The sequence below is a fragment of the Flavobacterium sp. genome (genome assembly GCF_024642105.1).
GTDB lineage: Bacteria > Bacteroidota > Bacteroidia > Flavobacteriales > Flavobacteriaceae > Flavobacterium.
The window spans coordinates 122,614-145,845 of record NZ_JAHEBT010000052.1; the positions used below are offsets into that span (position 1 = coordinate 122,614).

General features: G+C 35.1%; 26 protein-coding genes and 2 tRNA genes. 19 read left to right on the forward strand and 9 right to left on the reverse strand.

The genetic code is table 11. From position 1 onward, the window contains the following. The first annotated feature begins 14 nt into the window (after positions 1–14). From map to pruA, 6 genes are all read left to right on the forward strand, one after another. Complete coding sequence (map, locus tag Q0L65_RS06120) at positions 15–833, forward strand: type I methionyl aminopeptidase (RefSeq protein ID WP_296684495.1); 819 nt, start codon at positions 15–17, stop codon at positions 831–833. Positions 834–879: 46 nt separating this feature from the next. Continuing rightward, positions 880–1,254: a GxxExxY protein gene (locus Q0L65_RS06125; RefSeq protein WP_296684497.1), complete on the forward strand. Its 375-nt coding sequence runs from the start codon at positions 880–882 to the stop codon at positions 1,252–1,254. A gap of 18 nt (positions 1,255–1,272) precedes the next feature. After that, on the forward strand, positions 1,273–2,043 hold the full coding sequence (locus Q0L65_RS06130; RefSeq protein ID WP_296684499.1) for a class I SAM-dependent methyltransferase: 771 nt from the start codon (positions 1,273–1,275) through the stop codon (positions 2,041–2,043). 48 nt (positions 2,044–2,091) lie between these two features. After that, a complete protein-coding gene (locus Q0L65_RS06135; RefSeq protein ID WP_296684502.1) occupies positions 2,092–3,345 on the forward strand; it encodes a DUF5103 domain-containing protein in 1,254 nt (417 codons plus the stop codon). A gap of 86 nt (positions 3,346–3,431) precedes the next feature. Further along, on the forward strand, positions 3,432–3,818 hold the full coding sequence (gene apaG / locus Q0L65_RS06140; protein WP_264534532.1) for a Co2+/Mg2+ efflux protein ApaG: 387 nt from the start codon (positions 3,432–3,434) through the stop codon (positions 3,816–3,818). 165 nt (positions 3,819–3,983) lie between these two features. Continuing rightward, the gene (gene pruA / locus Q0L65_RS06145) at positions 3,984–5,609 is read left to right on the forward strand and encodes an L-glutamate gamma-semialdehyde dehydrogenase (protein ID WP_296684505.1); all 1,626 of its coding nucleotides are present in this window, start codon (positions 3,984–3,986) and stop codon (positions 5,607–5,609) included. Between the two features lie 132 nt (positions 5,610–5,741). On the opposite strand, the gene rsmG is transcribed toward pruA, so the two are convergent. Next, on the reverse strand, positions 5,742–6,371 hold the full coding sequence (rsmG, locus tag Q0L65_RS06150) for a 16S rRNA (guanine(527)-N(7))-methyltransferase RsmG (RefSeq protein WP_296684507.1): 630 nt from the start codon (positions 6,369–6,371) through the stop codon (positions 5,742–5,744). Between the two features lie 106 nt (positions 6,372–6,477). Here rsmG and Q0L65_RS06155 point away from each other — a divergent pair, with 106 nt between their 5' ends. From Q0L65_RS06155 to fabD, 11 genes are all read left to right on the forward strand, one after another. Beyond that, a complete protein-coding gene (locus tag Q0L65_RS06155; RefSeq protein WP_296684509.1) occupies positions 6,478–7,575 on the forward strand; it encodes an acyl-CoA desaturase in 1,098 nt (365 codons plus the stop codon). A 62-nt stretch (positions 7,576–7,637) separates the two neighbouring features. After that, positions 7,638–8,825: a pyridoxal phosphate-dependent aminotransferase gene (locus Q0L65_RS06160; RefSeq protein WP_296684511.1), complete on the forward strand. Its 1,188-nt coding sequence runs from the start codon at positions 7,638–7,640 to the stop codon at positions 8,823–8,825. Positions 8,826–8,904: 79 nt separating this feature from the next. Continuing rightward, the gene (locus Q0L65_RS06165) at positions 8,905–9,264 is read left to right on the forward strand and encodes a VOC family protein (RefSeq protein ID WP_296684514.1); all 360 of its coding nucleotides are present in this window, start codon (positions 8,905–8,907) and stop codon (positions 9,262–9,264) included. A gap of 179 nt (positions 9,265–9,443) precedes the next feature. After that, entirely contained in the window at positions 9,444–11,306 is a 1,863-nt protein-coding gene (locus tag Q0L65_RS06170) for a U32 family peptidase (RefSeq protein ID WP_296684516.1), read from the forward strand. Between the two features lie 62 nt (positions 11,307–11,368). Next, entirely contained in the window at positions 11,369–11,623 is a 255-nt protein-coding gene (locus Q0L65_RS06175) for a type II toxin-antitoxin system prevent-host-death family antitoxin (protein WP_296684518.1), read from the forward strand. Then, positions 11,620–11,874 carry a Txe/YoeB family addiction module toxin gene (locus Q0L65_RS06180; RefSeq protein ID WP_296684520.1) on the forward strand — a complete coding sequence of 85 codons (255 nt, stop codon included), beginning with the start codon at positions 11,620–11,622 and terminating at the stop codon, positions 11,872–11,874. Before Q0L65_RS06175 ends, Q0L65_RS06180 begins: the two co-directional genes overlap by 4 nt. 18 nt (positions 11,875–11,892) lie before the next feature. After that, positions 11,893–12,222, forward strand: coding sequence for a DUF6370 family protein (locus Q0L65_RS06185; protein WP_296684522.1), 330 nt, complete (start codon positions 11,893–11,895; stop codon positions 12,220–12,222). Next, positions 12,222–12,797 (forward strand): Crp/Fnr family transcriptional regulator, encoded by a 576-nt coding sequence (locus Q0L65_RS06190; RefSeq protein WP_296684524.1) that lies wholly within the window; start codon positions 12,222–12,224, stop codon positions 12,795–12,797. The genes Q0L65_RS06185 and Q0L65_RS06190 overlap by 1 nt, the downstream gene beginning before the upstream one ends. Positions 12,798–12,877: 80 nt before the next feature. After that, on the forward strand, positions 12,878–13,594 hold the full coding sequence (locus Q0L65_RS06195) for a pirin family protein (protein WP_296684525.1): 717 nt from the start codon (positions 12,878–12,880) through the stop codon (positions 13,592–13,594). Positions 13,595–13,634: 40 nt separating this feature from the next. Then, positions 13,635–14,165, forward strand: coding sequence for an NAD(P)H-dependent oxidoreductase (locus Q0L65_RS06200; RefSeq protein WP_296684528.1), 531 nt, complete (start codon positions 13,635–13,637; stop codon positions 14,163–14,165). Between the two features lie 73 nt (positions 14,166–14,238). After that, a complete protein-coding gene (gene fabD, locus Q0L65_RS06205; RefSeq protein ID WP_296684529.1) occupies positions 14,239–15,111 on the forward strand; it encodes an ACP S-malonyltransferase in 873 nt (290 codons plus the stop codon). Positions 15,112–15,159: 48 nt separating this feature from the next. Here fabD and Q0L65_RS06210 read toward each other — a convergent pair whose 3' ends face one another. The 4 genes from Q0L65_RS06210 to Q0L65_RS06225 all read right to left on the reverse strand — a co-directional run bounded on the left by Q0L65_RS06210 (position 15,160) and on the right by Q0L65_RS06225 (position 17,913). Next, the gene (locus tag Q0L65_RS06210; RefSeq protein ID WP_296684531.1) at positions 15,160–15,486 is read right to left on the reverse strand and encodes a hypothetical protein; all 327 of its coding nucleotides are present in this window, start codon (positions 15,484–15,486) and stop codon (positions 15,160–15,162) included. Beyond that, on the reverse strand, positions 15,471–15,665 hold the full coding sequence (locus Q0L65_RS06215) for a hypothetical protein (RefSeq protein ID WP_296684534.1): 195 nt from the start codon (positions 15,663–15,665) through the stop codon (positions 15,471–15,473). Before Q0L65_RS06215 ends, Q0L65_RS06210 begins: the two co-directional genes overlap by 16 nt. A gap of 81 nt (positions 15,666–15,746) precedes the next feature. Continuing rightward, positions 15,747–16,760 (reverse strand): UDP-glucose 4-epimerase GalE, encoded by a 1,014-nt coding sequence (galE, locus tag Q0L65_RS06220; protein ID WP_296684535.1) that lies wholly within the window; start codon positions 16,758–16,760, stop codon positions 15,747–15,749. Positions 16,761–16,779: 19 nt separating this feature from the next. Next, a complete protein-coding gene (locus Q0L65_RS06225; protein WP_296684537.1) occupies positions 16,780–17,913 on the reverse strand; it encodes a DegT/DnrJ/EryC1/StrS family aminotransferase in 1,134 nt (377 codons plus the stop codon). Positions 17,914–18,066: 153 nt separating this feature from the next. Between Q0L65_RS06225 and Q0L65_RS06230 the strand changes: the two genes are divergently transcribed. Beyond that, entirely contained in the window at positions 18,067–19,293 is a 1,227-nt protein-coding gene (locus Q0L65_RS06230; RefSeq protein ID WP_296684539.1) for a glycosyltransferase N-terminal domain-containing protein, read from the forward strand. 184 nt (positions 19,294–19,477) lie between these two features. Beyond that, a complete protein-coding gene (locus tag Q0L65_RS06235) occupies positions 19,478–19,672 on the forward strand; it encodes a hypothetical protein (protein WP_296684541.1) in 195 nt (64 codons plus the stop codon). A 101-nt stretch (positions 19,673–19,773) separates the two neighbouring features. Here the strand turns inward: Q0L65_RS06235 and Q0L65_RS06240 are convergent, their stop codons facing one another. The 4 genes from Q0L65_RS06240 to mutS form a co-directional block, all read right to left on the reverse strand. Beyond that, positions 19,774–20,121 (reverse strand): DUF1508 domain-containing protein, encoded by a 348-nt coding sequence (locus Q0L65_RS06240; RefSeq protein ID WP_296684543.1) that lies wholly within the window; start codon positions 20,119–20,121, stop codon positions 19,774–19,776. A gap of 81 nt (positions 20,122–20,202) precedes the next feature. Continuing rightward, positions 20,203–20,288 (reverse strand) — tRNA-Leu (locus Q0L65_RS06245). A 15-nt stretch (positions 20,289–20,303) separates the two neighbouring features. Further along, positions 20,304–20,379, reverse strand: a tRNA-Gly gene (locus tag Q0L65_RS06250). A 146-nt stretch (positions 20,380–20,525) separates the two neighbouring features. Beyond that, a complete protein-coding gene (gene mutS / locus Q0L65_RS06255) occupies positions 20,526–23,132 on the reverse strand; it encodes a DNA mismatch repair protein MutS (protein ID WP_296684545.1) in 2,607 nt (868 codons plus the stop codon). Between the last annotated feature and the right edge of the window lie 100 nt (positions 23,133–23,232).

The window sequence follows — 23,232 nt, forward strand, 5'->3', positions numbered from 1 at the left end:
TATATTTTATAAATATGATTATAGTAAAATCACGTGAAGAAATAGAATTAATGCGCGAAAGTGCTTTAATCGTATCCAAAACCTTAGGAATGATTGCTTCTGAGATCAAAGAAGGAGTCACTACATTGCATTTAGACAAATTAGCCGAAGCATTCATTCGTGACCACGGAGCAATTCCAAGTTTTTTAGGACTATACGGATTTCCTAATTCACTTTGTATGAGTCCAAATACGCAAGTAGTACACGGAATTCCAAACAATACCCCGTTACAAAGTGGTGATATTATCTCGGTAGATTGTGGTGCTTTTAAAAACGGATTTCACGGCGATCATGCCTATACTTTTGAAGTGGGTGAAGTCGCTCCCGAAACGAAAAAACTATTACAAATCACCAAAGAATCTCTATATGTTGGAATCCGCGAATTCAAAGCAGGAAATCGTGTAGAAGACGTAGGTAATGCGATTCAAAAATATACCGAGGCTCATGGTTACGGAGTCGTTCGCGAGTTAGTAGGTCACGGTTTAGGACAAAAAATGCACGAAGAACCTGAAATGCCTAATTATGGTAAAAAAGGTCGCGGTAAATTATTTGTAGAAGGAATGGTAGTTGCCATCGAACCGATGATTAATTTGGGTACCAAAAACATCAAACAACACAAAGACGGTTGGACGATCACTACGGCTGATAACAAACCTTCAGCCCATTTTGAACACGATGTAGCCTTAGTAGAGGGAAAACCTGAATTACTTTCGACTTTCAAATATATCTATGACGCTTTGGGAATTGTGAGTAATGAGGAAGATGAGTTTAGAAAAGACCCAACTTTGATTTAACTATTTTATTCTAACACAGATTTCACGAATTTCACAAACCCTAATTATGGAAAATTTCTATTTAAAAGATGAGACCTATAAAATAATAGGTTTGTGTATGGAAGTCCATAAAATATTAGGCAGAGGTCATAGTGAAAATACATACGGAGATGCTTTAGAATATGAATTTAAAATAAATAACATCCCTTACGAAAGAGAGAAAAAATATAATATTGAATACAAAGACATTCTTTTATCTAGATATTATTTTTCTGATTTTACGGTTTACGATGAAATTATCTTAGAATTAAAAGCAATAGAAAGTTTATCAAGTAGCGAAATAAAACAAACATTAAATTATTTAGCGGCATCAAAGAATAAAATTGGATTATTAATCAATTTTGGAGAAGATAGCTTAAAATACAAACGAATCATTTTATAATTAAAATCTGCGAAATCTGTGAAATCTGTGTTTAAATTCATACTCAATACCATCCCACGCCCAATTTTAATTCGATTGAGTATAGTGGTACGCCCTATTTTGGCATTTTTATTAAAAGGAAACACATTTACTGATCCTATTGACGGAAAAAGCTTTCGAATGTTTTTGCCTTATGGTTATGGTACACAAAGAAACAACGTGCTTTCGCCGAGTACCCTTTCGTTAGAAAGACATCGTTTATTATGGTTGTATTTACAAAATGAAACTGATTTTTTTACTGCAACGGAGAAAAAAAATGTACTCCATTTTGCGCCAGAACAAGAATTTTACAAACGTTTCAAAAAGCAAAAAAACATTCAATACACCACTACCGATTTATTTTCGCCTCTAGCCGATGTAAAAGCGGATATTTGCAACCTGCCTTTTGAGGATAATCAATACGATGTGCTATTTTGTAATCATGTATTGGAACATATTCCAGACGACACCAAAGCCATGCAAGAATTGTATCGCGTTTTAAAACCGGGTGGAATGGCGATTCTTCAAATTCCACAAGATCTAAATAGAGCTACTACTTTTTCTGATGATTCCATTACCGACGAAAAAGAACGCGCAGCAATTTTCGGGCAATACGACCATGTTAGAGTGTATGGACGCGATTATTTCGACAAATTGAGAAGCATAGGATTTGCTGTAGTTGAAGAAGATTATACCAAAACAATCAGCCCAGAATTAGTTACTAAATACTGTTTAGCGCCTGGCGAAATTATACCTGTTTGTTTCAAATAAACAAAAGCTACTAATTGCTTATATTTACATTTCGTAATCCAATCAATTATGCTTCGTTATTTGTTTCAAACACTACTCCTTTTTGTATTTACTTTAGCAACAGCTCAAGTAGAAAAAGAAATAGTACCACCTTACAATATCAAGACCATTTCTTTTGTACAAAACAATCAAAATGTAGTACCTATTTTCCAACTAGGAGATGCATTTCAATTGCAATTTGACGACCTTTTTGGGAATGATGCTTCTTATTTTTACGAAATTATTCATTGTGACTACAACTGGAACCCCTCTGATTTACAAAAAAGAGACTACCTGCAAGGATTTGACAACCAGCGAATTCAAGAATCGACAAGTTCATTTAACTGCTTGCAAATTTACACCCATTACCGATTAAATTTCCCTAATAGCAACACCCAACTAAAAATCAGCGGCAATTACATTCTGAAAATTTTAAATGAGGACAAAGAAGTCGTTTTCTCTAGAAAATTGATTCTGTACGAAGATTTAGTGACTGTTCCTATCCAAGTCAAAAGAGCTAGAAACGTGACTAATTTAGATTCGAAACACAATTTAGAATTCACCATCAAATCCAATGTAATTAACTTCCAAAACCCATTAAAAAACATAAAAACAGTTCTACTGCAAAACGGAAAATTCCAAACTGCAATCAGCAATATTGCACCGCAATACACAATGGGTAATGATTTGGTTTACAAATACGATACACCAACTCAATTTTGGGCCGGAAACGAATTTCTGTATTTTGATAACAAAGAAATTCGAGTAGCAAGCAATAATATCTCTCAAATTGACAGCCAAAAAGACATCTACAGTAGCTATTTATTTACCAATGAAGCACGCGCTAATTCCAATTATTACAACTGGCCAGATGTAAATGGCAACTTTGTAGTGCGCCGATTATTTGCTGAAAATAGCGAAATCGAAGCGGATTATTCTTGGATTTATTTTAGTCTTTCAGCACCTCTATTTAGAAGTTCTGATGGGGCAATCTATGTAACGGGAATGTTTAACAATTATGCGCTCACGCCTGAAAACAAAATGGAATACAACACTGAAAAAGGAATCTATGAAAAAGCCATTTTAATCAAACAAGGATTTACCAATTTTGAATATTCAGCCGTAAAACCCAATGGAACTATTGATTTAGAAAATGCCATTGACGGTAATTTTTATCAAACGGAAAACGAATATACGGTTCTAGTATATTACCGAGAAAACACAGATCGATACGACCATGTAATAGGTAAAGGAACCGCAACTTCCTTAAATATAATCAATTAAAAAACATTTTCCAATCAAATTGTCGAAGCAAAATCATTTTTTTGTAATTTTGTGACAATCGATTTGATTTTCAGTAACAATTTCCTATGGTTTCTCAAATAACAAGAGGCATAAAAATTTCAGTTTTGACTAGTTTTGAAGGTACTTACTTCAAGAACTACCGAATCCATTTTGCCTTTAGTTATGAAATCAAAATCGAAAACCACAGTAAAGACTCAGTACAATTAGTCTCGCGTCATTGGGAAATTTTTGACTCATTGAACGAATTAGAAATCGTAGATGGCGAAGGTGTTATTGGTAAAAAACCAGTATTAAAACCAGGTGAATTTTACACCTACAGTTCAGGCTGTTTACTATCATCTCCGCACGGTGCAATGAAAGGACATTTCAATATGATTAATTTCACCACAACCAAGACTTTTAAAGTAATTGTCCCTTCTTTTAGACTAAGCGCTCCTTTTGCTCTTAATTAAATTCATTGAATAAATTTTAATTTATTCCTCTCGATTATCTATTTTATTGAATTATCCTTTGTACTTTTGTGATAGTTTAAATTATTCGCAAGATTCAGAATAAATTTAATTATTGATTTTCTAATTCAAATCTGTTGTATCAACAGATTATTTAATACCATTATTATGCTAAAAGGATTTTTTAAAGTACCCAAAGCGGTAAACGAACCTGTTAAAGGGTACGCTCCAAATTCGGCTGAAAAAGCAGCTGTATTGGAAGCTTACAAAAAAATGTGGAATACCACTATCGACGTTCCATTGTATATCGGAAGCGAAGAAATCAGAACTGGAAATACCAGAACCATGTCGGCACCACACGACCACCAACATATTGTTGGGACCTACCATTTAGCTGAAAAATCACATGTAGAAAAAGCCATTGCAAATGCATTGGAATCAAGACAAGCTTGGGCTAACATGGCTTGGGAACAACGTGCTGCTATTTTCTTAAAAGCTGCCGAATTGATTGCCGGACCTTACAGAGCCAGAATCAATGCAGCCACGATGATTGCACAATCTAAAACAATTCATCAAGCCGAAATTGATGCGTCTTGTGAATTAATCGACTTTTTACGTTTCAACGTAGAATTCATGTCTCAAATATACAGTGACCAACCCACTTCGGACTCATCGGTTTGGAATCGTTTAGAATACAGACCTTTAGAAGGTTTTATCTATGCCATTACTCCTTTCAACTTTACAGCCATTGCTGCTAACTTACCTGCTAGTGCTGCCATGATGGGAAATGTTGTGGTTTGGAAACCAAGCGACAGTCAAGTTTTCTCTGCAAAAATTATTATCGACATTTTCAAAGAAGCGGGATTACCTGATGGTGTAATCAATGTAGTTTTTGGAGATGCGTTAATGGTAACAGATACTGTTTTGGCAAGTCGTGATTTTGCAGGAGTTCACTTTACAGGCTCAACTCATGTTTTTAAAGATATTTGGGCTAAAATTGGAACAAACATTCACCACTATAAAACCTACCCAAGAATTGTTGGAGAAACAGGAGGAAAAGATTTTATCATTGCCCATCCTTCGGCGAATGTGAAACAAGTAGCTACAGGAATTGTTCGAGGTGCTTTTGAGTTCCAAGGACAAAAATGTTCTGCCGCTTCTAGAGCTTATATTCCAAAGAGTTTATGGCCAGCCGTAAAAGAACAAGTCATTACTGATGTAAAATCAATGAAGATGGGATCTCCAGAAGACTTCTCAAACTTCATTACTGCAGTAATTCACGAAGGTTCATTTGACAAATTAGCGAGTTATATTGACCAAGCTAAAAAAGATGCCGATGCTGAAATTGTTGTGGGAGGAAATTACGATAAATCAAAAGGCTATTTTATTGAGCCAACGGTAATTGTAACTACTAATCCAAAATACACTACTATGGAAACCGAATTGTTCGGTCCAGTGATTACCATTTATGTGTATGAAGATGCGCAATGGTCTGAAACCTTACAATTAGTAGATACTACTTCTGAATATGCTTTAACAGGAGCTGTTTTCAGTACCGATCGTTATGCTATTGAAGAAGCAACTGTAGCACTTCAAAATGCAGCCGGAAACTTCTATATCAATGACAAACCAACAGGAGCTGTTGTAGGACAACAACCTTTTGGTGGCGCTAGAGCTTCAGGAACTAATGACAAAGCAGGATCTGCCTTGAATTTATTGCGTTGGGCTTCGCCAAGAACTATTAAAGAAACTTTGGTAGCGCCAGAAGATTATAGATATCCGTTTTTAGGATAAACTAATTTACGAGGTACGATATACGAAGTACGATTTAAGTCGTTCCAAGTAGAACATAAAAACCCACAAATTGAATTTCAGTTTGTGGGTTTTTCAATTAATAATTGAGATTGCTTTGTTCCTCACAATGACTTAAATCGTAAATTTCAAAGGTAAATGCACTACTTTTTTCGTTTCAAAAAATTCATCTTCAAAGTAATCAGCTAAGTCGTACAAGGTTGCTTTAGGAAAGTCTTTCAATTCTTCGGTTAAGTCGCCACCTTTGAGGTAGAGAATCCCGTTTTTCAATTCGTGTTTGTGTTGTTTTTTGATTTTGGTTTTCACCCAAGAAACAAAATCGGGCATATTGGTTACCGCCCGACTAACGATAAAATCAAAATCACCTTTCACATTCTCGGCACGAATTTGTTCTGCTTTCACATTTTTCAACCCTAAAGCATCCGCAACCGCCTGAACTACTTTTATTTTTTTAGCAATGACATCAATCAAATAAAAACGAGTTTCTGGGAAAAGTATCGCTAACGGAATACCTGGAAATCCGCCTCCTGTTCCTACATCCAATACAAAAGTACCCGGTTCAAAAGGCTGAATTTTAGCAATTCCTAAAGAGTGTAAAACGTGTTTAGTATATAACGCATCAATATCTTTTCGAGAAATGACATTAATTTTTTCGTTCCAATCGTGGTATAACGAATCCAACTGCTGAAATTGCTCTTTTTGAACTTCAGTTAAATTAGGAAAATGCTTCAGAATTGCTTCCATTTTAAAAATTTTTAACAAAAGTACTATTTTTAGATTGGAAATAGTAGTTCATTTTTGTACATCGAAAATTTATAATAATTATCTTTGTAGATTATTACACAAGATTATGAAAAATACCGCTCCAACATTTGCGAAGCAAGACGATCTAAAATTTTTTAGAACATTAAACTCGCGGGTCAACAATTATTTCAAAGAAAACAATCTTGATAAAACTGGAAATTGGAAATTACATCTCAAAACGATTGTAATGTTCTCCATTTTCTTAACACCGTATTTCTTCTTATTGGCTATGGATATGCCTTTTTGGACGTATTTGTTACTGAACCTAATCATAGGTGTAGGAATGGCTGGCGTAGGAATGAATGTAATGCACGATGGAAATCACGGTGCCTATTCTAACAAATCTTGGGTCAACAAATTCATGGGAGGTAGTATTTACATCCTTGCTGGGAATGTGTACAATTGGCAAGTACAACACAATGTATTACACCACACTTACACTAATATTTTGGGGCATGATGAAGATTTAGAAGCAGGACGAATTTTACGTTTTTCTAAAACTGCGAAATGGTACAACTACCATAAATTCCAACATTATTACTCTGTTTTCCTTTATGGTTTATTAACTTTCAATTGGGCGATTACTACTGATTTCCTTCAAATGAAACGTTACTTAAAACGCAATTTGTCGTATGGCGAATTCAAAAAACCAGCTATTCGTTGGACCACCTTAATCATTACTAAAGTTATTTATTTCTCTATTTGGTTAGTAATTCCAATGGTATTAGGCATCACTTGGTGGAAAGTAATTTTAGGCTTTCTAGTAATGCATTATACAGCAGGATTGATTTTGAGTGTCGTATTCCAATTGGCACATGTGGTTGATGAAACAGCAAATCCAGTTCCAAATGAAGAAGGCGAAATTGAAAACACCTGGGCCATTCACCAATTATACACCACTGCTAATTTTGCTCCTAAAAATTGGTTAGTTAATTATTATACAGGTGGTTTAAATCACCAAATCGAACACCATATTTTTCCGAATATTTCTCACGTGCATTACGATAAAATTGCCGAGTTTGTCAAACAAACCGCAAAAGAGTGTAACCTTCCGTATCATGAGTTTAAAACCACTCGAGAAGCCATTCTATCACATTTTACACATTTGAAAAATTTAGGAATGAAACCCGAATTAAGTGCATAAAAACAAATACTAACTATACCTAATTCGACAAGTCCGAATTAGACCATTCAATACAATAGAAAATGAGCAATCCACTTTCAGACAGAATTAACAACTTAGCTACATCACAAACATTAGCAATGGCCGCTTTAGCCAGAGAATTAAAAGCACAAGGAAAAGACATTATCAGTTTAAGCTTAGGCGAACCCGATTTCAATACGCCAGACTTCATTAAAGAAGCCGCTAAAAAAGCGATTGACGAAAATTATAGCACCTACTCTCCAGTAGATGGATATGCCGAATTGAAAGAAGCAATTTGCAGAAAATTTAAAAGAGACAACGATTTGGATTACAAGCCATCACAAATTGTAGTTTCGACAGGAGCAAAACAATCGTTATATAACATTGCTCAAGTAATGTTAAACGACGGTGACGAGGTAATTTTACCAGCACCGTATTGGGTTTCTTATTTCGAAATCGTGAAACTTTCAGGAGGAGTTCCTGTAGAAGTTCCAACTTCTGTTGAGTCTGATTTCAAAATCACACCAGCACAATTAGAAGCAGCAATCACACCAAAAACAAAAATGATGTGGTTCAGTTCACCTTGTAATCCAAGTGGTTCGGTATATAGCCGTGAAGAATTAACTGCTTTGGCTAAAGTGTTAGAAAAATATCCTAACATCTATGTTGTTGCTGACGAAATCTACGAACACATTAATTTTTCTGGAACTTTTTGCAGTATTGCCTCTATTCCAGGGATGTTAGAAAAAACGATCACTGTAAATGGAGTTGCCAAAGCGTTCGCCATGACAGGATATCGAATTGGATACATTGGCGCACCAGAATTCATTGCCAAAGCCTGTACTAAAATTCAAGGACAAGTAACGAGTGGAGCCAATTCTGTAGCACAACGCGCTACTATTACTGCAGTAGATGCTGATCCATCCGTTTTAAAACACATGGTGGATGCTTTCCATAGCCGTAGAGATTTAGTAGTGGGATTAATCAAAGAGATTCCAGGAATGAAAATCAACGTTCCAGAAGGGGCTTTTTATGTCTTCCCAGACGTTTCCTCTTTCTTTGGAAAAACCTTGAAAGGAACTGAAATTAAAGACGCTAACGATTTCTCTATGTATCTTTTGGCCGAAGCCAATGTAGCTACCGTAACGGGAGATGCTTTTGGAAATCCAAACTGCATCCGTTTCTCTTATGCTACTAGCGATGATATTTTAAGAGAAGCCTTACGCCGAATTAAAGAAGCGGTTTCTTAAAACACTATTTATATAAACTAAAGCCTCAAGGAAACTTGGGGCTTTTTTATATTTTTATACCCAATCTAATAAAATCATTATGCTCACTCACTCCCACCCTAAACTTCCGATGCGAAACAAAGCCATAACCAAAGATTTCTATTGTAACCTATTAGGCTTTGAAGTTTTCGGCAGTGCTGACTTTGAGAGCTATTTAATGTTGCAAAAAGACGAAATTCAATTGCATTTTTTTGAATTTTCCAATCTAAACCCATTGGAAAATTACGGTCAAGTCTACATCCGAACCAAAAACATAGAAGACATATACAATCTTTTTATGGCGAACAATGTAGCCATTCATCCCTCAGGACAGCTAGAAATCAAGCCTTGGGAACAAAAAGAATTCTCTCTCCTCGACCCTGATCATAATCTATTGACTTTTGGAGAAAGTGTTTTTTAAGCAAAAGTGATTAACTACTTATATGTTCTTCGATCGAGCGAAGTGACTTTTTGTGGAAACTTATATGACTTATATGTTTAAGAAAAAGACTGGTATAAACTTTGTAACTTTTTCCAAAAATCTCAATAATTTATGAGAACTTTGCAAACTAATTTCCCTAAAAAGAAATCCCTCTTATAATGAAAAAGAAAATAGAAATATTAGCGCCTGCCAAAGACTTATTGCACGGTATGGCAGCCATCAATAGTGGCGCCGACGCTGTATATATAGGAGCACCCCAATTTGGCGCGCGTTCCAATGCACACAACTCTATGGAAGATGTGGCGGCATTAGTACAATATGCCCATTTGTATCACGCCCAAGTTTTTGTGGTTATCAACACTATTTTGTACGACAACGAGCTCGAAACCTGTCGCCAAATGATTTGGGAATTGTACCACATTGGAGTGGATGCCTTGATTATTCAAGACATGGCGATTATGGAAATGGAACTGCCTCCTATTGTGTTACATGCCAGTACCCAAGCCAATAACCGAGATCCTAAAAATATTAAATTCCTAGCCGATGCTGGTATCAAACGTGTGGTTTTAGCACGTGAATTGAACTTACACCAAATCAAAGAAATCAGCGAAGCCACTGATGTAGAATTAGAATTTTTTGTAACAGGAGCTTTATGCGTAGCATTCAGCGGCAATTGTTATATGAGCGTGGCCAATGGCGAACGTTCGGCCAATCGTGGTTCGTGCGCTCAAAACTGCCGTTTGCCGTACAATTTAATTGACGGTCACGGAGACACTTTAATCAAAAACAGTCACTTACTTTCGATCAAAGATTTTGATGTGACTGACCAAATCCCAAACTTAATTGAAGCCGGAATAGTTTCTTTCAAAATCGAAGGTCGATTAAAAGACATGGTGTATGTTAAAAATAATGTGTCGTTTCTTCGCAAGAAAATCGATGCTTTTTTAGAACAAAATCCCAATTATACCAAAGCGTCTTCAGGAAAATGCACCTTCACTTTCGATTCGGAACTAAACCGTACCTTCAATAGAGGTTATACCGATTATTTTGTAAACGAAAGATACCAAGCTATTGGTTCTTGGGAAAGTCCAAAATCCAAAGGGCAATATATTGGAAAACTGATTAAAACTATTGGCAATTCGTACGAAATCGAAAACGGACATTTACTCAACAATGGCGATGGTTTGTGCTTCATTAACGAGAACAATGAAGCCGACGGAATTTATGTAAACAAGGCCGAAAACGGCATCATTTACCCGAACGTTTTAAAAGAAATTAAAGACGGAACTTTCATTTACCGAAACAACGACGCCGCTTTCATCAAAATTGTGGAGCGTGAAGACAGTGCGGTACGAAAAATTGGCACCACATTACATCTTACCGAAAACAAAACCGGTTTTGAACTCACCGCCACCGACGAAGACGGTTATGTAAGTAAAGTCCATTTGGAACACACCAAAGAAACCACTAAAAATAATTTGTCCATTGAGGACAACATCAAAACACAGTTAGCTAAAACGGGTTTTACACCTTACACCGCTGACGAAATCACGATTCAGTTTTCAGAAAATTGGTTCTTACCGATTTCAAAAGTCAACGAAATGCGTCGCACCGTCTACGAACAATTGACTGAAATTCGTTTGGCCAATTACAACCGAGAGGAACATCAAATCGTAAAAACCGACCATCCTTTTCCAGTGGATCAATTGGATTTCACCTACAATGTTTCGAATAAAATGGCGCGCAAATTCTACGAACGTCACGGTGTTACCGAAATCGAAAAAGCTTTTGAATTGCAATGGGATCCAGGAAAATCTCGTGTAATGACGACCAAATATTGCATCAAATACGAATTGGAGCGTTGCCCAAAATACCATCCAGAGCATCGAGACAAAAAAGTCAAAGAACCTTTAGTTCTAAAACAAGGTGAATTGGAATACAAACTCAAATTCAACTGCAAACCCTGCGAAATGGAAATCTGGGAAAAAGATGCTGAATTTGAAATTGAAGAAGAGGAATAATTTATTATTTAAGTAATTATTTACGTTATTTTATATATTTTTGTATTCTAATTTTTTGAAAAATGAAAGTCATCAATTACACTGATTTACGATTGAATCTAAAAAAATGGATGGATTCTGTCACAGAGGATATGGAAGAAATAATTGTAAAGCGAAAAGACAACAAAGACCTTGTTTTGATTTCGTTGGAAGAATACAATGCTTTAAATGAAACCAACTATTTATTATCTGGAAAAAACAGAGACATCTTACTTCAATCTGTAAAAGACATTCAAGCAAACAAATCATTAGTTCAAAAAGAGTTAATTGAAGAATGATAGTTTCTTGGCAACTTCAGGCATGGGAAGATTACTTGTATTGGCAAAAAACCGATAAATCCAAACTCAAACGAATCAACGAATTAATTAAATCGTGTATTCGAACTCCTTTTGAAGGCATTGGAAACCCGGAAGGATTGAGACATGATTTGCAAGGATTTTGGTCAAGAAGAATCGACTCAGAACACCGATTGGTTTACACCTTTAGAGAATCCAACATAATCATTGTTTCTTGTAGGTATCATTACTAAAATCACATACAATATTCCATGAAAAAATTACTTACTTTTTTACTTATTTTAAGTAGTGTTACGATTTGGGCACAAGACAAAAAAGAAACATCTAAAGTTCAAACTGTAGAAGCCTCTTGTGGGCAATGTCAATTTGGAATGGAAGGAAAAAGTTGTGACTTAGCTGTTCGAATTGATGGGAAATCCTATTTTGTAGAAGGTACTTCTATTGACGCCCACGGAGATGCTCACGCCAAAGATGGTTTTTGTGCAAGCATTCGCAAAGCAGAAGTAATTGGAACATTGAAAAACAACAAATTTGTCGTAACTTACTTTAAATTACTTCCTTTAGTAACTGACAAAAAATAATGATTCCAATTTTAGAGAATATTGCCAAATATGTTACCCTCACTCCTGAGGAACAGGAATTATTTTTATCTAAAATTGAAATCAGAAAATACAAATCCAAAACCGTTTTATTGCATGCTGGCGAAATAGCAACATATACGTATTTTGTAAATTCAGGCATCCTACGAAGTTTTTCCATCAATGATAACATTATGGAACACATTTTACATTTTGCTTGTGAAGGTTGGTGGATTGGAGATATGTATAGTTATATTGCTCAAAAACCCGGCAATCTGTTTATTGAAGTAATCGAAGATGCTGAAGTTGTACTCATTTCAAAGGAAAAGCAAAATCAATTGTACTTAGAAATCCCAAAATTAGAACGTTTTTTTAGAATTCTCTCCGAAAATTCATTAGTAGCACATCAAGAACGATTATTAGATAATCTAAGTTTAACTGCTGAAGAACGTTTTGAAAAATTGTGTAAAAAATACCCGAGTTTAATTCAACGCCTACCACAAAAACACATCGCCTCTTACATTGGGATAACTCCTGAATTTTTTAGTAAAATGAAAGCCCGATTATTGAAAAAATAATTTCTTAATCTAGGTTAAGTACACTCAATGCATTTAGGAAGTAAATTTGTATCTATAAATAATCTATAAAAATACACGATATGAAAAATACAGTTTTACATAAAGCAGATTCAAGAGGTCATGCTGATCATGGTTGGTTAAATGCGTACCACAGTTTTAGTTTTGCCAGTTGGTACAACCCTGAGCGCATACAATTTGGAATGTTACGCGTTTTAAATGATGACACTGTTGCTGCTGGAATGGGCTTTGGCACGCATCCTCACGACAACATGGAAATCATCACGATTCCATTAGAAGGCGATTTGGCACACAAAGACAGCATGGGTAATTCGTCTACCATCAAAACAGGCGATGTGCAAGTGATGAGTGCCGGAACTGGAATTCAACACAGTGAATTCAACCCGAATCACAATCAACACACGAAGCTATTCCAAATTTGGTTGTTCCCAAAATACAGAAATGTGGAGCCGCGTTACCAACAAATTACTTTAGATATCGCTAAACAAAAAAATAATTTCGCTCAAATTTTATCTCCAAATCCAGATGATGAAGGCGTATGGATTCATCAAGATGCTTGGTTTTATTTGGGTGACTTTGACAAAGACTTGTCTAAAAAATTGGCACTAAAAAAAGAAGGGAATGGTTTTTACATCATGAACATTGAAGGCGAAATGGAAGTAAATGGAGAAAAACTAGAAAAAAGAGATGCGATTGGAATTTGGGAGACCAATGAGATTGAAATCAAAGCCAATACCAATGCGCGATTTTTAGTGATGGAAATCCCAATGGAACAATAATTCTTATTCCATTTGTAACATTCAGTTAAAATAGAATAAAATGACAAAAAAAATTATAGCATTTGGAGCTTCTTCAAGTAAGCATTCGATCAATAAACAATTTGCAACTTATACTGCAAATCAATTTAAGAATGCCTCAATTGAAATTTTGGACTTAAACAATTATGAAATGCCCATTTTCTCAGTTGATAGAGAATCTGAAACTGGAATTCCTAAACAAGCTCAAGATTTTTATGCTAAACTTGGAACAGCAGATTTCATCGTAATCTCATTTGCCGAACACAATGGGGCTTATTCAACTGCATTTAAAAATATTTTAGATTGGACATCAAGAATTGATGCTAAAACATTTCAAGAAAAACCGGTTCTTTTACTTTCAACTTCGCCTGGGCCAAGAGGCGGGAGCTCTGTATTAGAAATAGCAAAAAATCGATTCCCATTTCAAGGAGCCATAGTAAAGGGGAATTTTTCGTTACCTAGTTTTAATGATAATTTTGATAGTGTTAATGGAATTACCAATGTTGATTTAAAAAATCAATTATTGGGTATCGTAAATTCAATCCAATTATAATAAAAGTATTATTTTTGCTGGAGTTTGTGGGGCAAAACTACAAAACAATGAATCAAAATATAACCATAACGAAATGAAAGCATACGTATTTCCTGGTCAAGGAGCACAATTTACTGGAATGGGGAAAGATCTTTATGATAATTCGCCTTTGGCAAAAGAATTGTTTGAAAAAGCAAATGATATTTTAGGCTTCCGCATCACAGACATTATGTTTGAAGGAACCGCTGAAGAATTGAAAGAAACTAAAGTGACACAACCTGCGGTTTTTTTACATTCTGTTATTTTAGCCAAAACCTTAGCGGATTTTAAACCAGAAATGGTAGCTGGTCACTCTCTTGGGGAATTTTCTGCTTTAGTAGCGAATGGAGCTTTGTCTTTTGAAGACGGACTACAATTAGTTTCTCAACGTGCATTAGCCATGCAAAAAGCATGTGAAATTACTCCTTCAACCATGGCGGCAGTTCTAAATTTAGAAGATACAATCGTAGAAGATATTTGCGCTTCAATTGATGGCGTAGTCGTAGCTGCTAATTACAACTGTCCTGGGCAATTAGTAATTTCTGGCGAATACAAAGCGGTGGAGTTAGCTTGTGAAAAAATGAAAGAAGCAGGAGCAAAACGGGCCTTAATCTTACCTGTTGGTGGTGCTTTTCACTCTCCAATGATGGAACCAGCAAGAGAAGAACTAGCAGCAGCAATTGAAGCTACTACTTTCTCTACACCTATTTGTCCAGTATATCAAAACGTAACAGCAAGTGCTGTTTCTGACCCAGCTGAAATTAAGAAAAATCTAATCATTCAGTTGACAGCTCCTGTAAAATGGACACAATCCGTACAAAAAATGATTAAAGATGGTGCAACTAGCTTTACTGAAGTTGGCCCTGGAAAAGTTTTAGCTGGTCTAATTGGAAAAATTGACAAAGAAGCAATTACTGCTAATGCATAAATAAAATGTATTCAAAAATAAAAATCCCAAACTACTCGTTTGGGATTTTTATTTTATATGTTTTACTTCAACAGAATAATTATTTAGAACTCCTGTAACTAAATAGATATTATCTTTTATTTCAAAGAAAATATACCAAGTTGTTCTCTTATTCGATTTATAAAAAATATAATGACTCCCAAGATACAGTAATTTTTCTGGAGTTAATTTATTGTTTAAATGGATATTATAATTAATAGCATCATATATTGAAGCTACGTATTCTTCAGCAGATGTTATAAATCCAAAATATTCTTTTTTGTATAATTGATAAACTAAAGCATCTAAATAATCAACAACTGTAGGACTGATAAATACTTTTATTTGTCCCACCATCCCCTAATTCTCTTGATAGACTCTTGTTTTGCAATTTCAATAGATAATCCAGATTGAATTTCTTTTTCAAAATCAAAAGTTTTTGTACCAATTCCTTTTTGAGTTAAAGGCGAGATAGGATAGGAAACACTTGGCTCCTCTACTTTATTAATTTTAGATTTATGATGTTTGGAATCCATGGGTAGAAATTTTAGCTAATGTACAAAAAATCCCAAACTATTCGCTTGGGATTTTTAATATATTTAAACTTAGACTGTTTATTAACTTCTAATTTTTTGTTCCCATTTCCATGCGCTAGCCATAGCTTCTTCAAGAGTAGATTGCGCTTTCCAACCCAAAACGGTATTTGCTTTATCCGTATTAGCATACGCCTCTGTAATATCTCCTTCTCTACGCGCTACAATTTTATAAGGTAATTTTTGTCCGCTTACTTTTTCAAAAGCATGAATCACTTCCAAAACAGAACTTCCTGTACCCGTTCCTAAGTTAAACGTTTCAACTTTGGCTTGATTTTTCTTATTCAACAAACGTTGTATCGCAATCACGTGAGCTTTCGCCAAATCGACTACGTGAATATAATCACGAATTGCAGTACCATCTGGAGTTGGATAATCATCGCCATAGACTGATAATTCTTGACGTAATCCAATCCCGGTTTGTGTTATAAACGGCACTAAATTTTGCGGAACTCCTAATGGCAACTCCCCAATTTCAGCAGAAGAATGAGCCCCTATCGGATTAAAATAACGCAATAAAATCGCATTGATATTGGTTACTTTAGTGGTATCGGTGATGATTTCTTCTCCAATTTGTTTGGTATTTCCGTAAGGAGACATCGCAGTTTGAACAGACGAATCTTCAGTAATAGGCATTTTTTCGGCTTGACCGTAAACCGTACAAGAAGAACTAAAAATAAAATTAGCAGTTGGTTTTTGTTGTAACTCTTGTAAGAGATACACTAATGCATTAATGTTATTTTCATAATACAAAAGTGGATTTCCGACACTTTCTCCTACCGCTTTTGAGGCCGCAAAATGAATCACTCCATCAATATCTGAATGTCTTTTAAAAAAATCGTGTACTTTTTCTTTATTGCGTAAGTCTAACTTTTCAAAAGCAGGCACTTTTCCTGTTATATTTTGGATCCCATCTAAAACTGCCAAAGAAGTATTAGATAAATCATCAATAACTATTACTTCAAAACCTTCATTTTGAAGTTCGACAACTGTATGAGAACCTATAAACCCTAAACCTCCTGTTACTACTATTTTCATTTGATTTTCTTAAGCTAAACTATTTATTTAAAAATTCTAAAACACTATCTGTGATGAATTGAATTTGCTCATCATCTAATTCAGTATGCATGGGCAACGAAATCACTTCTTGTACTAATTGATTTGTCACTGGGAAATCTTCTTCTTTGTAACGTGCGTCTGCATAGGCTTTTTGACTGTGCAATGGAATTGGATAATAAATGGCACATGGAATTCCCTTGTCTAATAAATGTTGCATCAATCCATTTCTATCGGCATCAACAATTCGCAACGTATATTGATGAAAAACATGACAATCACATATCTCACAAATGCTTGGCGCAATGATATTTTTGTGTCCCTCTAATGCCGCAGTGTATTTTCTAGCTGCATTTTGTCTGGCTTTATTATACTGATCTAATAATGGTAATTTGACATTCAAAACAGCTGCTTGAATACTATCTAAACGAGAATTAACTCCCACTACATCGTGATGATATCTTTCATACATCCCGTGATTAACAATACCTCGCAGCGTATGTGCTAAAGCATCATCATTAGTAAAAATCGCTCCTCCATCTCCGTAACATCCTAAATTTTTAGAAGGAAAGAAAGAAGTGGCTCCTACATGACCTATCGTTCCTGCTTTCTTTTTAGTCCCATCCGAAAATTTACAATTGGCACCAATCGCCTGTGCATTATCTTCAATTACATACAAATTATGCTCTTTTGCCAAAGCCATAATGGCTTCCATATTAGCAGCACGACCAAACAAATGAACGGGTACAATAGCCTTCGTCTTTGGAGTGATTGCTTTTCTTATTTTGTCAATATTGATGTTCATGTTATGCATATCAACATCGACCAAAACAGGCGTCAATTGCAACAACGCTATTACTTCAACGGTGGCTGCAAAAGTAAAATCAGCAGTAATTACCTCATCTCCGGGTTGTAACCCTAAACCCATCATTGCAATTTGAAGCGCATCAGTCCCATTAGCACAAGGAATAACGTGTTTCACGCCTAAATAATCTTCCAACGATTTTTGAAATGAATGAACTTGAGGTCCGTTGATATAGGCATTTGTATCTAAAACTTCTTGAATAGAAGTATTAACTGTCTCTTTTATTGCATCGTATTGACCTTTCAAGTCAACCATTTGTATTTTTTTCATTTACTTTTTGTTTAATGATTGGAAGATTTTCAATTTAAAATTCCAACTAAAGTGAGTCCATTCGTAAAACGAAAAACAAAAATAGGTATTTAATGAGTTCTAACCAATCAAAATAAAATAAAGAAACTGTATTTTAGCAGCAAAATATCGGGTATGCTTTTTATTTACAGTAAAATTGTTTCAATAGCAGGAGTATTACTGCAACTTATTGCGCTATTTGTACCAAAAATCAAACTTTTTGTTACAGGAAGACAAGACGTGTTTTTAACTTTAAAAACCAAAATCAACCCCAATGACAAAACCATTTGGTTTCATGCTGCTTCATTAGGAGAATACGAACAGGGATTACCTGTAATTGAAAAAATCAAAATAAAATACCCCAACCATAAAATCATCGTTAGCTTTTTCTCTCCGTCTGGCTATGAAGTGCGCAAAAACAACACCGTAGCAGATGCAACTGTTTATTTGCCTTTAGACACGATGAAAAACGCTAAAAAATTCATTCAGTTAGTGCATCCTGACTTGGTGTTTTTCATTAAATATGAATTTTGGCCTAATTATTTGAACGAACTTAAAAAACAACACATACCAACTTACTTGATTTCAGGAATTTTTAGAGAAAAACAGGCTTTCTTTAAATGGTATGGAGGATTTTACAAAAAAGCATTGGAGGCATTTACTTACTTCTTTGTTCAAAACGAAAGTTCATTACAATTACTCCATCAACTAGGGAAACAAAATGCTATCATTTCAGGAGATACTCGTTTTGACAGAGTAGCAAGCATTTTAGAAAAAGACAATAGCCTCGATTTTATTGCTGCATTTAAAAACGAAAAAACAACCATCGTTGCAGGAAGTTCTTGGCCAAAAGACGAAGAATTATTACTAAATTTCATTAATTCAAGTACCGCTGACTGCAAATTTATAATTGCACCACACAACATTAAATCGGAACAAATCCAGCTATTAAAAAATAATTGCACCAAAAAAGTACTTTTGTTTTCAGAAAAAGAAAACAAAAATAGCACAGACTACGAGGTGTTTATCATAGACACAATAGGAATCCTGACCAAAATATACAGTTATGCGGATATTGCTTATGTTGGAGGCGGATTTGGACATCCTGGAGTTCATAACATCTTAGAACCTGCTACTTTTGGCATACCAATAGTAATTGGCCCCAACTACTCACATTTTGCAGAAGCTACCGACTTAGTAAATTTGAAAGGATGTATATCCATCAAAAATCAAGAAGAATTAAACTTTAATTTTCAAAATCTAATTGAAGACAAAAAGACACGCCGTGAGAGAGGAACTATTTGCGCTAATTTTGTACAAAAAAACAAAGGAGCAACCCATCAAATCATAAAGAACCTATAACAACCTAAACTATTTAAAAAAATAAGCCGTTTTTATTGATTTTCCTCCCTTTAAAACCCTATTTAACATAAATAAGCCTGTATTGACGAATATTATTTAAAAAAAAAATGAAAAAATATTTTACATATTAAAAATTTTATATCTTTGCCACGAATTAATAATTAACCTTTTATAATAAAGTAAGATGAAAAAAGTATTTTTAAGTTTAGCTGTTGTTGCTGTATTAACTGTTGTATCTTGTAAAAAAGCTGATGCTGCTGCTGAAGAAGTAGCTGCTGATACTACTGCTGTAGCTGTTGATTCTGCTGCAACTGATACTGCTGCTGTAGCTGTTGATTCTGCTGCTGCTCCAGTTGATTCTGCTGCTGCTGCAAAGTAATTAAATTACGACACAGAAAAAATTAAGCCGTACACTTAGTGTAACGGCTTTTTTTATTTTAGATTAAACTCTAATTTACAGAAGATTGATTACTATTTTTGTCAATCTGAAAAAATAACATCATTAGTCGAAAAGTCCAACACATCTGACTGTGCTGCATATTTTACAATCTCATCAATTCCTTTCTGAAGACGTAATTCGGTATTGTACTTTCTACTAGTTGCAAAATGCACTCCATCCAAAAGCAACTTAAAATAAAACTTACCTTTAGTTGATTTAAACTTTAGGAAAGTAACCAAATCAATATTCGCTTTGAATTTTTCAATATCCTCTTCTCCTTCAAATTTAAGCTCATAGCTCAAACTCGTAAAGATAGTCTTCCCTTTTCTAGAAGCAAATACAAACTTGTATTCGTCATTGAATCGTTTTGTTATTACAAAAGTTCCCATATTTTAAATCTAATTCTAAAAAAGTATATTACTCATTTTTTATAAAACAAAAAAAAGCCTCTTCAATTGAAGAGGCTTTAGTACTCAGAGCGGGACTTGAACCCGCACGAACATTGCTGTTCACTGGATTTTAAGTCCAGCGTGTCTACCAATTTCACCATCCGAGCATTATATGGTCTTGTTGGAGCGAAAAACGGGGCTCGAACCCGCGACCTCGACCTTGGCAAGGTCGCGCTCTACCAACTGAGCTATTTTCGCATTTTCAATTCTTGTGAAAGAATCGCGATACTTGTTCTGTATTGCGGATGCAAATTTAATACATTAATTCAATTACACAAGCCTTTTCTCCAAAAAAATAGTCCTAAAAAGTTAATCTTCTGATAACGTAAACTTTAAAATCAAAACTATTTTTTTGTCAGCATTCTTTTTATTTCATTCAGCTTCATCAAAGCCTCCATCGGCGTAATAGTATTGATATCTAAATTCAGAATTTCTTCTTTAATTTCTTCCAAAAGCGGATCATCTAAATTGAAAAAACTCATTTGCATTTCTTCTTTAGCTTCCTTGATACCATTGAGCGCATCATTCGAATGGTTCTTTTCTAATTTCTTCAATAGCTTTTGCGCTTTCAAAATTACAATCTGAGGCATTCCTGCCATTTTAGCAACGTGGATACCAAAACTGTGAGCACTTCCTCCTTTAATCAACTTTCTGACAAAAAGAACGGTATCTTTTAATTCTTTCACCGCTACATTATAATTCTGAATTCTTGGCAACGACTCACTCATTTCATTCAACTCGTGATAATGGGTTGCAAAGAGCGTCTTAGGCTGTGCTGGATGCTCATGTAAAAATTCGGCAATAGCCCAAGCAATCGATATTCCATCATACGTGCTTGTCCCTCTTCCAATCTCGTCTAAAAGCACCAAACTTCGGTCTGAAATATTGTTCAAAATAGAGGCAGTTTCGTTCATTTCAACCATAAAAGTTGATTCGCCCATCGAAATGTTATCACTTGCTCCTACTCGCGTAAAAATTTTATCTACAATTCCCATTCGTACGCTCTCTGCTGGAACAAAACTTCCCATTTGAGCCAAGAGCACAATTAAAGCTGTTTGCCGCAAAATAGCCGATTTCCCCGACATATTAGGCCCAGTAATCATAATCAACTGCTGTGTTTCTCTATCCAAGAACACGTCATTAGAAATGTAAGGAGTTCCAACGGGTAATTGTTTCTCAATCACAGGATGTCTTCCTTCTTTAATTTCTAATTCGAAGCTCTCATCAATTTCTGGACAAACGTATTTATTTTCAATCGCCAATTGCGTAAACGAACACAAACAATCCAATTGCGCTATCAAATTCGCATTCATTTGAACAGGCTTGATATACGTACCAATCCATTGTACTAATTGTTCAAATAATTCAGATTCAATTTTATGTATTTTTTCTTCGGCACCAAAAATCTTCGTTTCGTATTCTTTCAACTCTTCGGTAATGTAGCGTTCTGCGTTCACCAAAGTTTGTTTGCGAATCCATTCCTCAGGCACTTTATCTTTATGAGTATTTCTTACTTCAATATAGTACCCAAAAACATTATTGAACGAAATTTTCAAAGATGAAATTCCTGTTCTTTCGGATTCTCTTCTTTCGATTCCTTCCAAAAACTCTTTTCCTGAAGTAGAAATAACACGCAGTTCGTCTAATTCGGTATTCACCCCTACAGCAATCGCATTCCCTTTGGCAATAGCCACAGGCGCTTCTTGATTCAGCGTGGTTTTTATTTTCTCACGCAACAAATCACAACTATGCAAACTGTCTCCAATCACTTTTACTGCTTCTTGTGAACTTTGCAAAGCCAATGCTTTAATTGGAAGTATCGCATCTAACGATTCTTTTAAATACACTACTTCACGTGGCGATACTTTTCCCGTCGCTATTTTCGAAATCAAACGTTCTAAATCCGAAATTTGTTTGATTTGCGATTGTATATTTTTTAAAATTTCTTGATTGTCTTTCAAATAAGTCACCACCTGATGACGGCTTTGGATTTTAGCTGTGTCTTTTAATGGCAAAGCCAACCAACGTTTCAACAAACGCCCACCCATTGGCGAAAGCGTTCTGTCAATAACATCGAGTAAGGTAACCGCATTGGGATTATAACTGTGATACAATTCCAAGTTACGAATAGTGAATCGGTCCATCCAAACATAAGCATCTTCTGCGATTCGTTGAATAGACGTAATATGTTGTACTTTGTTATGTTGTGTTTCAGACAAATAATACAAGATCGCACCCGCAGCGATTATTCCTTCTTTCAATTCTTCAATCCCAAAACCCTTCAACGAAACCGTTTGAAAATGTTTGGTTAAAGTTTCAAAAGCATAGTCTTCTTTATACAACCAATCTTCCAAATAAAAACTATGATAATCTTCTCCAAAAGCAGCTTTGAAATCATTTTTATTATTCTTTGGAACCAAAACTTCACTTGGGCTAAAATTCTGAAGCAATTTATCAATATACTCCGCATTCCCTTGTGCGGTAAGAAACTCTCCCGTTGAAACATCTAAAAACGAAATTCCAATGGTTTTATTGGTAAAATAAATTGAAGCTAAAAAATTATTGACTTTAGCTTGCAACACCTCATCATTCATTGAAACACCTGGGGTAACTAACTCGGTAACTCCACGTTTCACGATGGATTTAGTCATTTTAGGGTCTTCGAGTTGGTCACAAATTGCAACACGCAAACCTGCTTTGACTAATTTGGGCAAATAGGTATTTAAAGAATGGTGTGGAAACCCTGCTAAAGCCGTTTCGGTTTCAGAACCAGCTCCTCTTTTTGTCAATACAATTCCTAAGATTTTTGAAGCTCTAATTGCGTCTTCTCCAAATGTTTCGTAAAAATCACCTACTCGGAACAACAAACACGCATCAGGGTATTTTGCCTTGATTTCGTTGTATTGTTTCATTAACGGAGTTTCTTTAACTACTTTCTCTTTAGTTGCCAATTTAAATATTTTAGTCAATTATAAAATGTGTGAGCGAATTTATAGATTTTATAGCGAATTACGAACTGTTCTAAAATTTTAAACTATTTTTAAGTAAAAT

Bases quoted from the DNA above. Each gene is read 5' to 3' on its own strand.
- Q0L65_RS06215 (WP_296684534.1), bottom strand. From the start codon at position 15,665: ATGGATTCCAAACATCATAAATCTAAAATTAATAAAGTAGAGGAGCCA.
- Q0L65_RS06225 (WP_296684537.1), bottom strand. From the start codon at position 17,913: ATGAAAAAAATACAAATGGTTGACTTGAAAGGTCAATACGATGCAATA.
- Q0L65_RS06200 (WP_296684528.1), top strand. From the start codon at position 13,635: ATGACAAAAAAAATTATAGCATTTGGAGCTTCTTCAAGTAAGCATTCG.
- Q0L65_RS06135 (WP_296684502.1), top strand. From the start codon at position 2,092: ATGCTTCGTTATTTGTTTCAAACACTACTCCTTTTTGTATTTACTTTA.
- Q0L65_RS06180 (WP_296684520.1), top strand. From the start codon at position 11,620: ATGATAGTTTCTTGGCAACTTCAGGCATGGGAAGATTACTTGTATTGG.
- Q0L65_RS06185 (WP_296684522.1), top strand. From the start codon at position 11,893: ATGAAAAAATTACTTACTTTTTTACTTATTTTAAGTAGTGTTACGATT.
- apaG (WP_264534532.1), top strand. From the start codon at position 3,432: ATGGTTTCTCAAATAACAAGAGGCATAAAAATTTCAGTTTTGACTAGT.
- Q0L65_RS06230 (WP_296684539.1), top strand. From the start codon at position 18,067: ATGCTTTTTATTTACAGTAAAATTGTTTCAATAGCAGGAGTATTACTG.
- Q0L65_RS06175 (WP_296684518.1), top strand. From the start codon at position 11,369: ATGAAAGTCATCAATTACACTGATTTACGATTGAATCTAAAAAAATGG.
- Q0L65_RS06125 (WP_296684497.1), top strand. From the start codon at position 880: ATGGAAAATTTCTATTTAAAAGATGAGACCTATAAAATAATAGGTTTG.
- Q0L65_RS06170 (WP_296684516.1), top strand. From the start codon at position 9,444: ATGAAAAAGAAAATAGAAATATTAGCGCCTGCCAAAGACTTATTGCAC.
- map (WP_296684495.1), top strand. From the start codon at position 15: ATGATTATAGTAAAATCACGTGAAGAAATAGAATTAATGCGCGAAAGT.
- Q0L65_RS06235 (WP_296684541.1), top strand. From the start codon at position 19,478: ATGAAAAAAGTATTTTTAAGTTTAGCTGTTGTTGCTGTATTAACTGTT.
- Q0L65_RS06165 (WP_296684514.1), top strand. From the start codon at position 8,905: ATGCTCACTCACTCCCACCCTAAACTTCCGATGCGAAACAAAGCCATA.
- Q0L65_RS06195 (WP_296684525.1), top strand. From the start codon at position 12,878: ATGAAAAATACAGTTTTACATAAAGCAGATTCAAGAGGTCATGCTGAT.
- Q0L65_RS06240 (WP_296684543.1), bottom strand. From the start codon at position 20,121: ATGGGAACTTTTGTAATAACAAAACGATTCAATGACGAATACAAGTTT.
- galE (WP_296684535.1), bottom strand. From the start codon at position 16,760: ATGAAAATAGTAGTAACAGGAGGTTTAGGGTTTATAGGTTCTCATACA.
- rsmG (WP_296684507.1), bottom strand. From the start codon at position 6,371: ATGGAAGCAATTCTGAAGCATTTTCCTAATTTAACTGAAGTTCAAAAA.
- Q0L65_RS06210 (WP_296684531.1), bottom strand. From the start codon at position 15,486: ATGGTGGGACAAATAAAAGTATTTATCAGTCCTACAGTTGTTGATTAT.
- fabD (WP_296684529.1), top strand. From the start codon at position 14,239: ATGAAAGCATACGTATTTCCTGGTCAAGGAGCACAATTTACTGGAATG.
- Q0L65_RS06190 (WP_296684524.1), top strand. From the start codon at position 12,222: ATGATTCCAATTTTAGAGAATATTGCCAAATATGTTACCCTCACTCCT.
- pruA (WP_296684505.1), top strand. From the start codon at position 3,984: ATGCTAAAAGGATTTTTTAAAGTACCCAAAGCGGTAAACGAACCTGTT.
- Q0L65_RS06160 (WP_296684511.1), top strand. From the start codon at position 7,638: ATGAGCAATCCACTTTCAGACAGAATTAACAACTTAGCTACATCACAA.
- Q0L65_RS06155 (WP_296684509.1), top strand. From the start codon at position 6,478: ATGAAAAATACCGCTCCAACATTTGCGAAGCAAGACGATCTAAAATTT.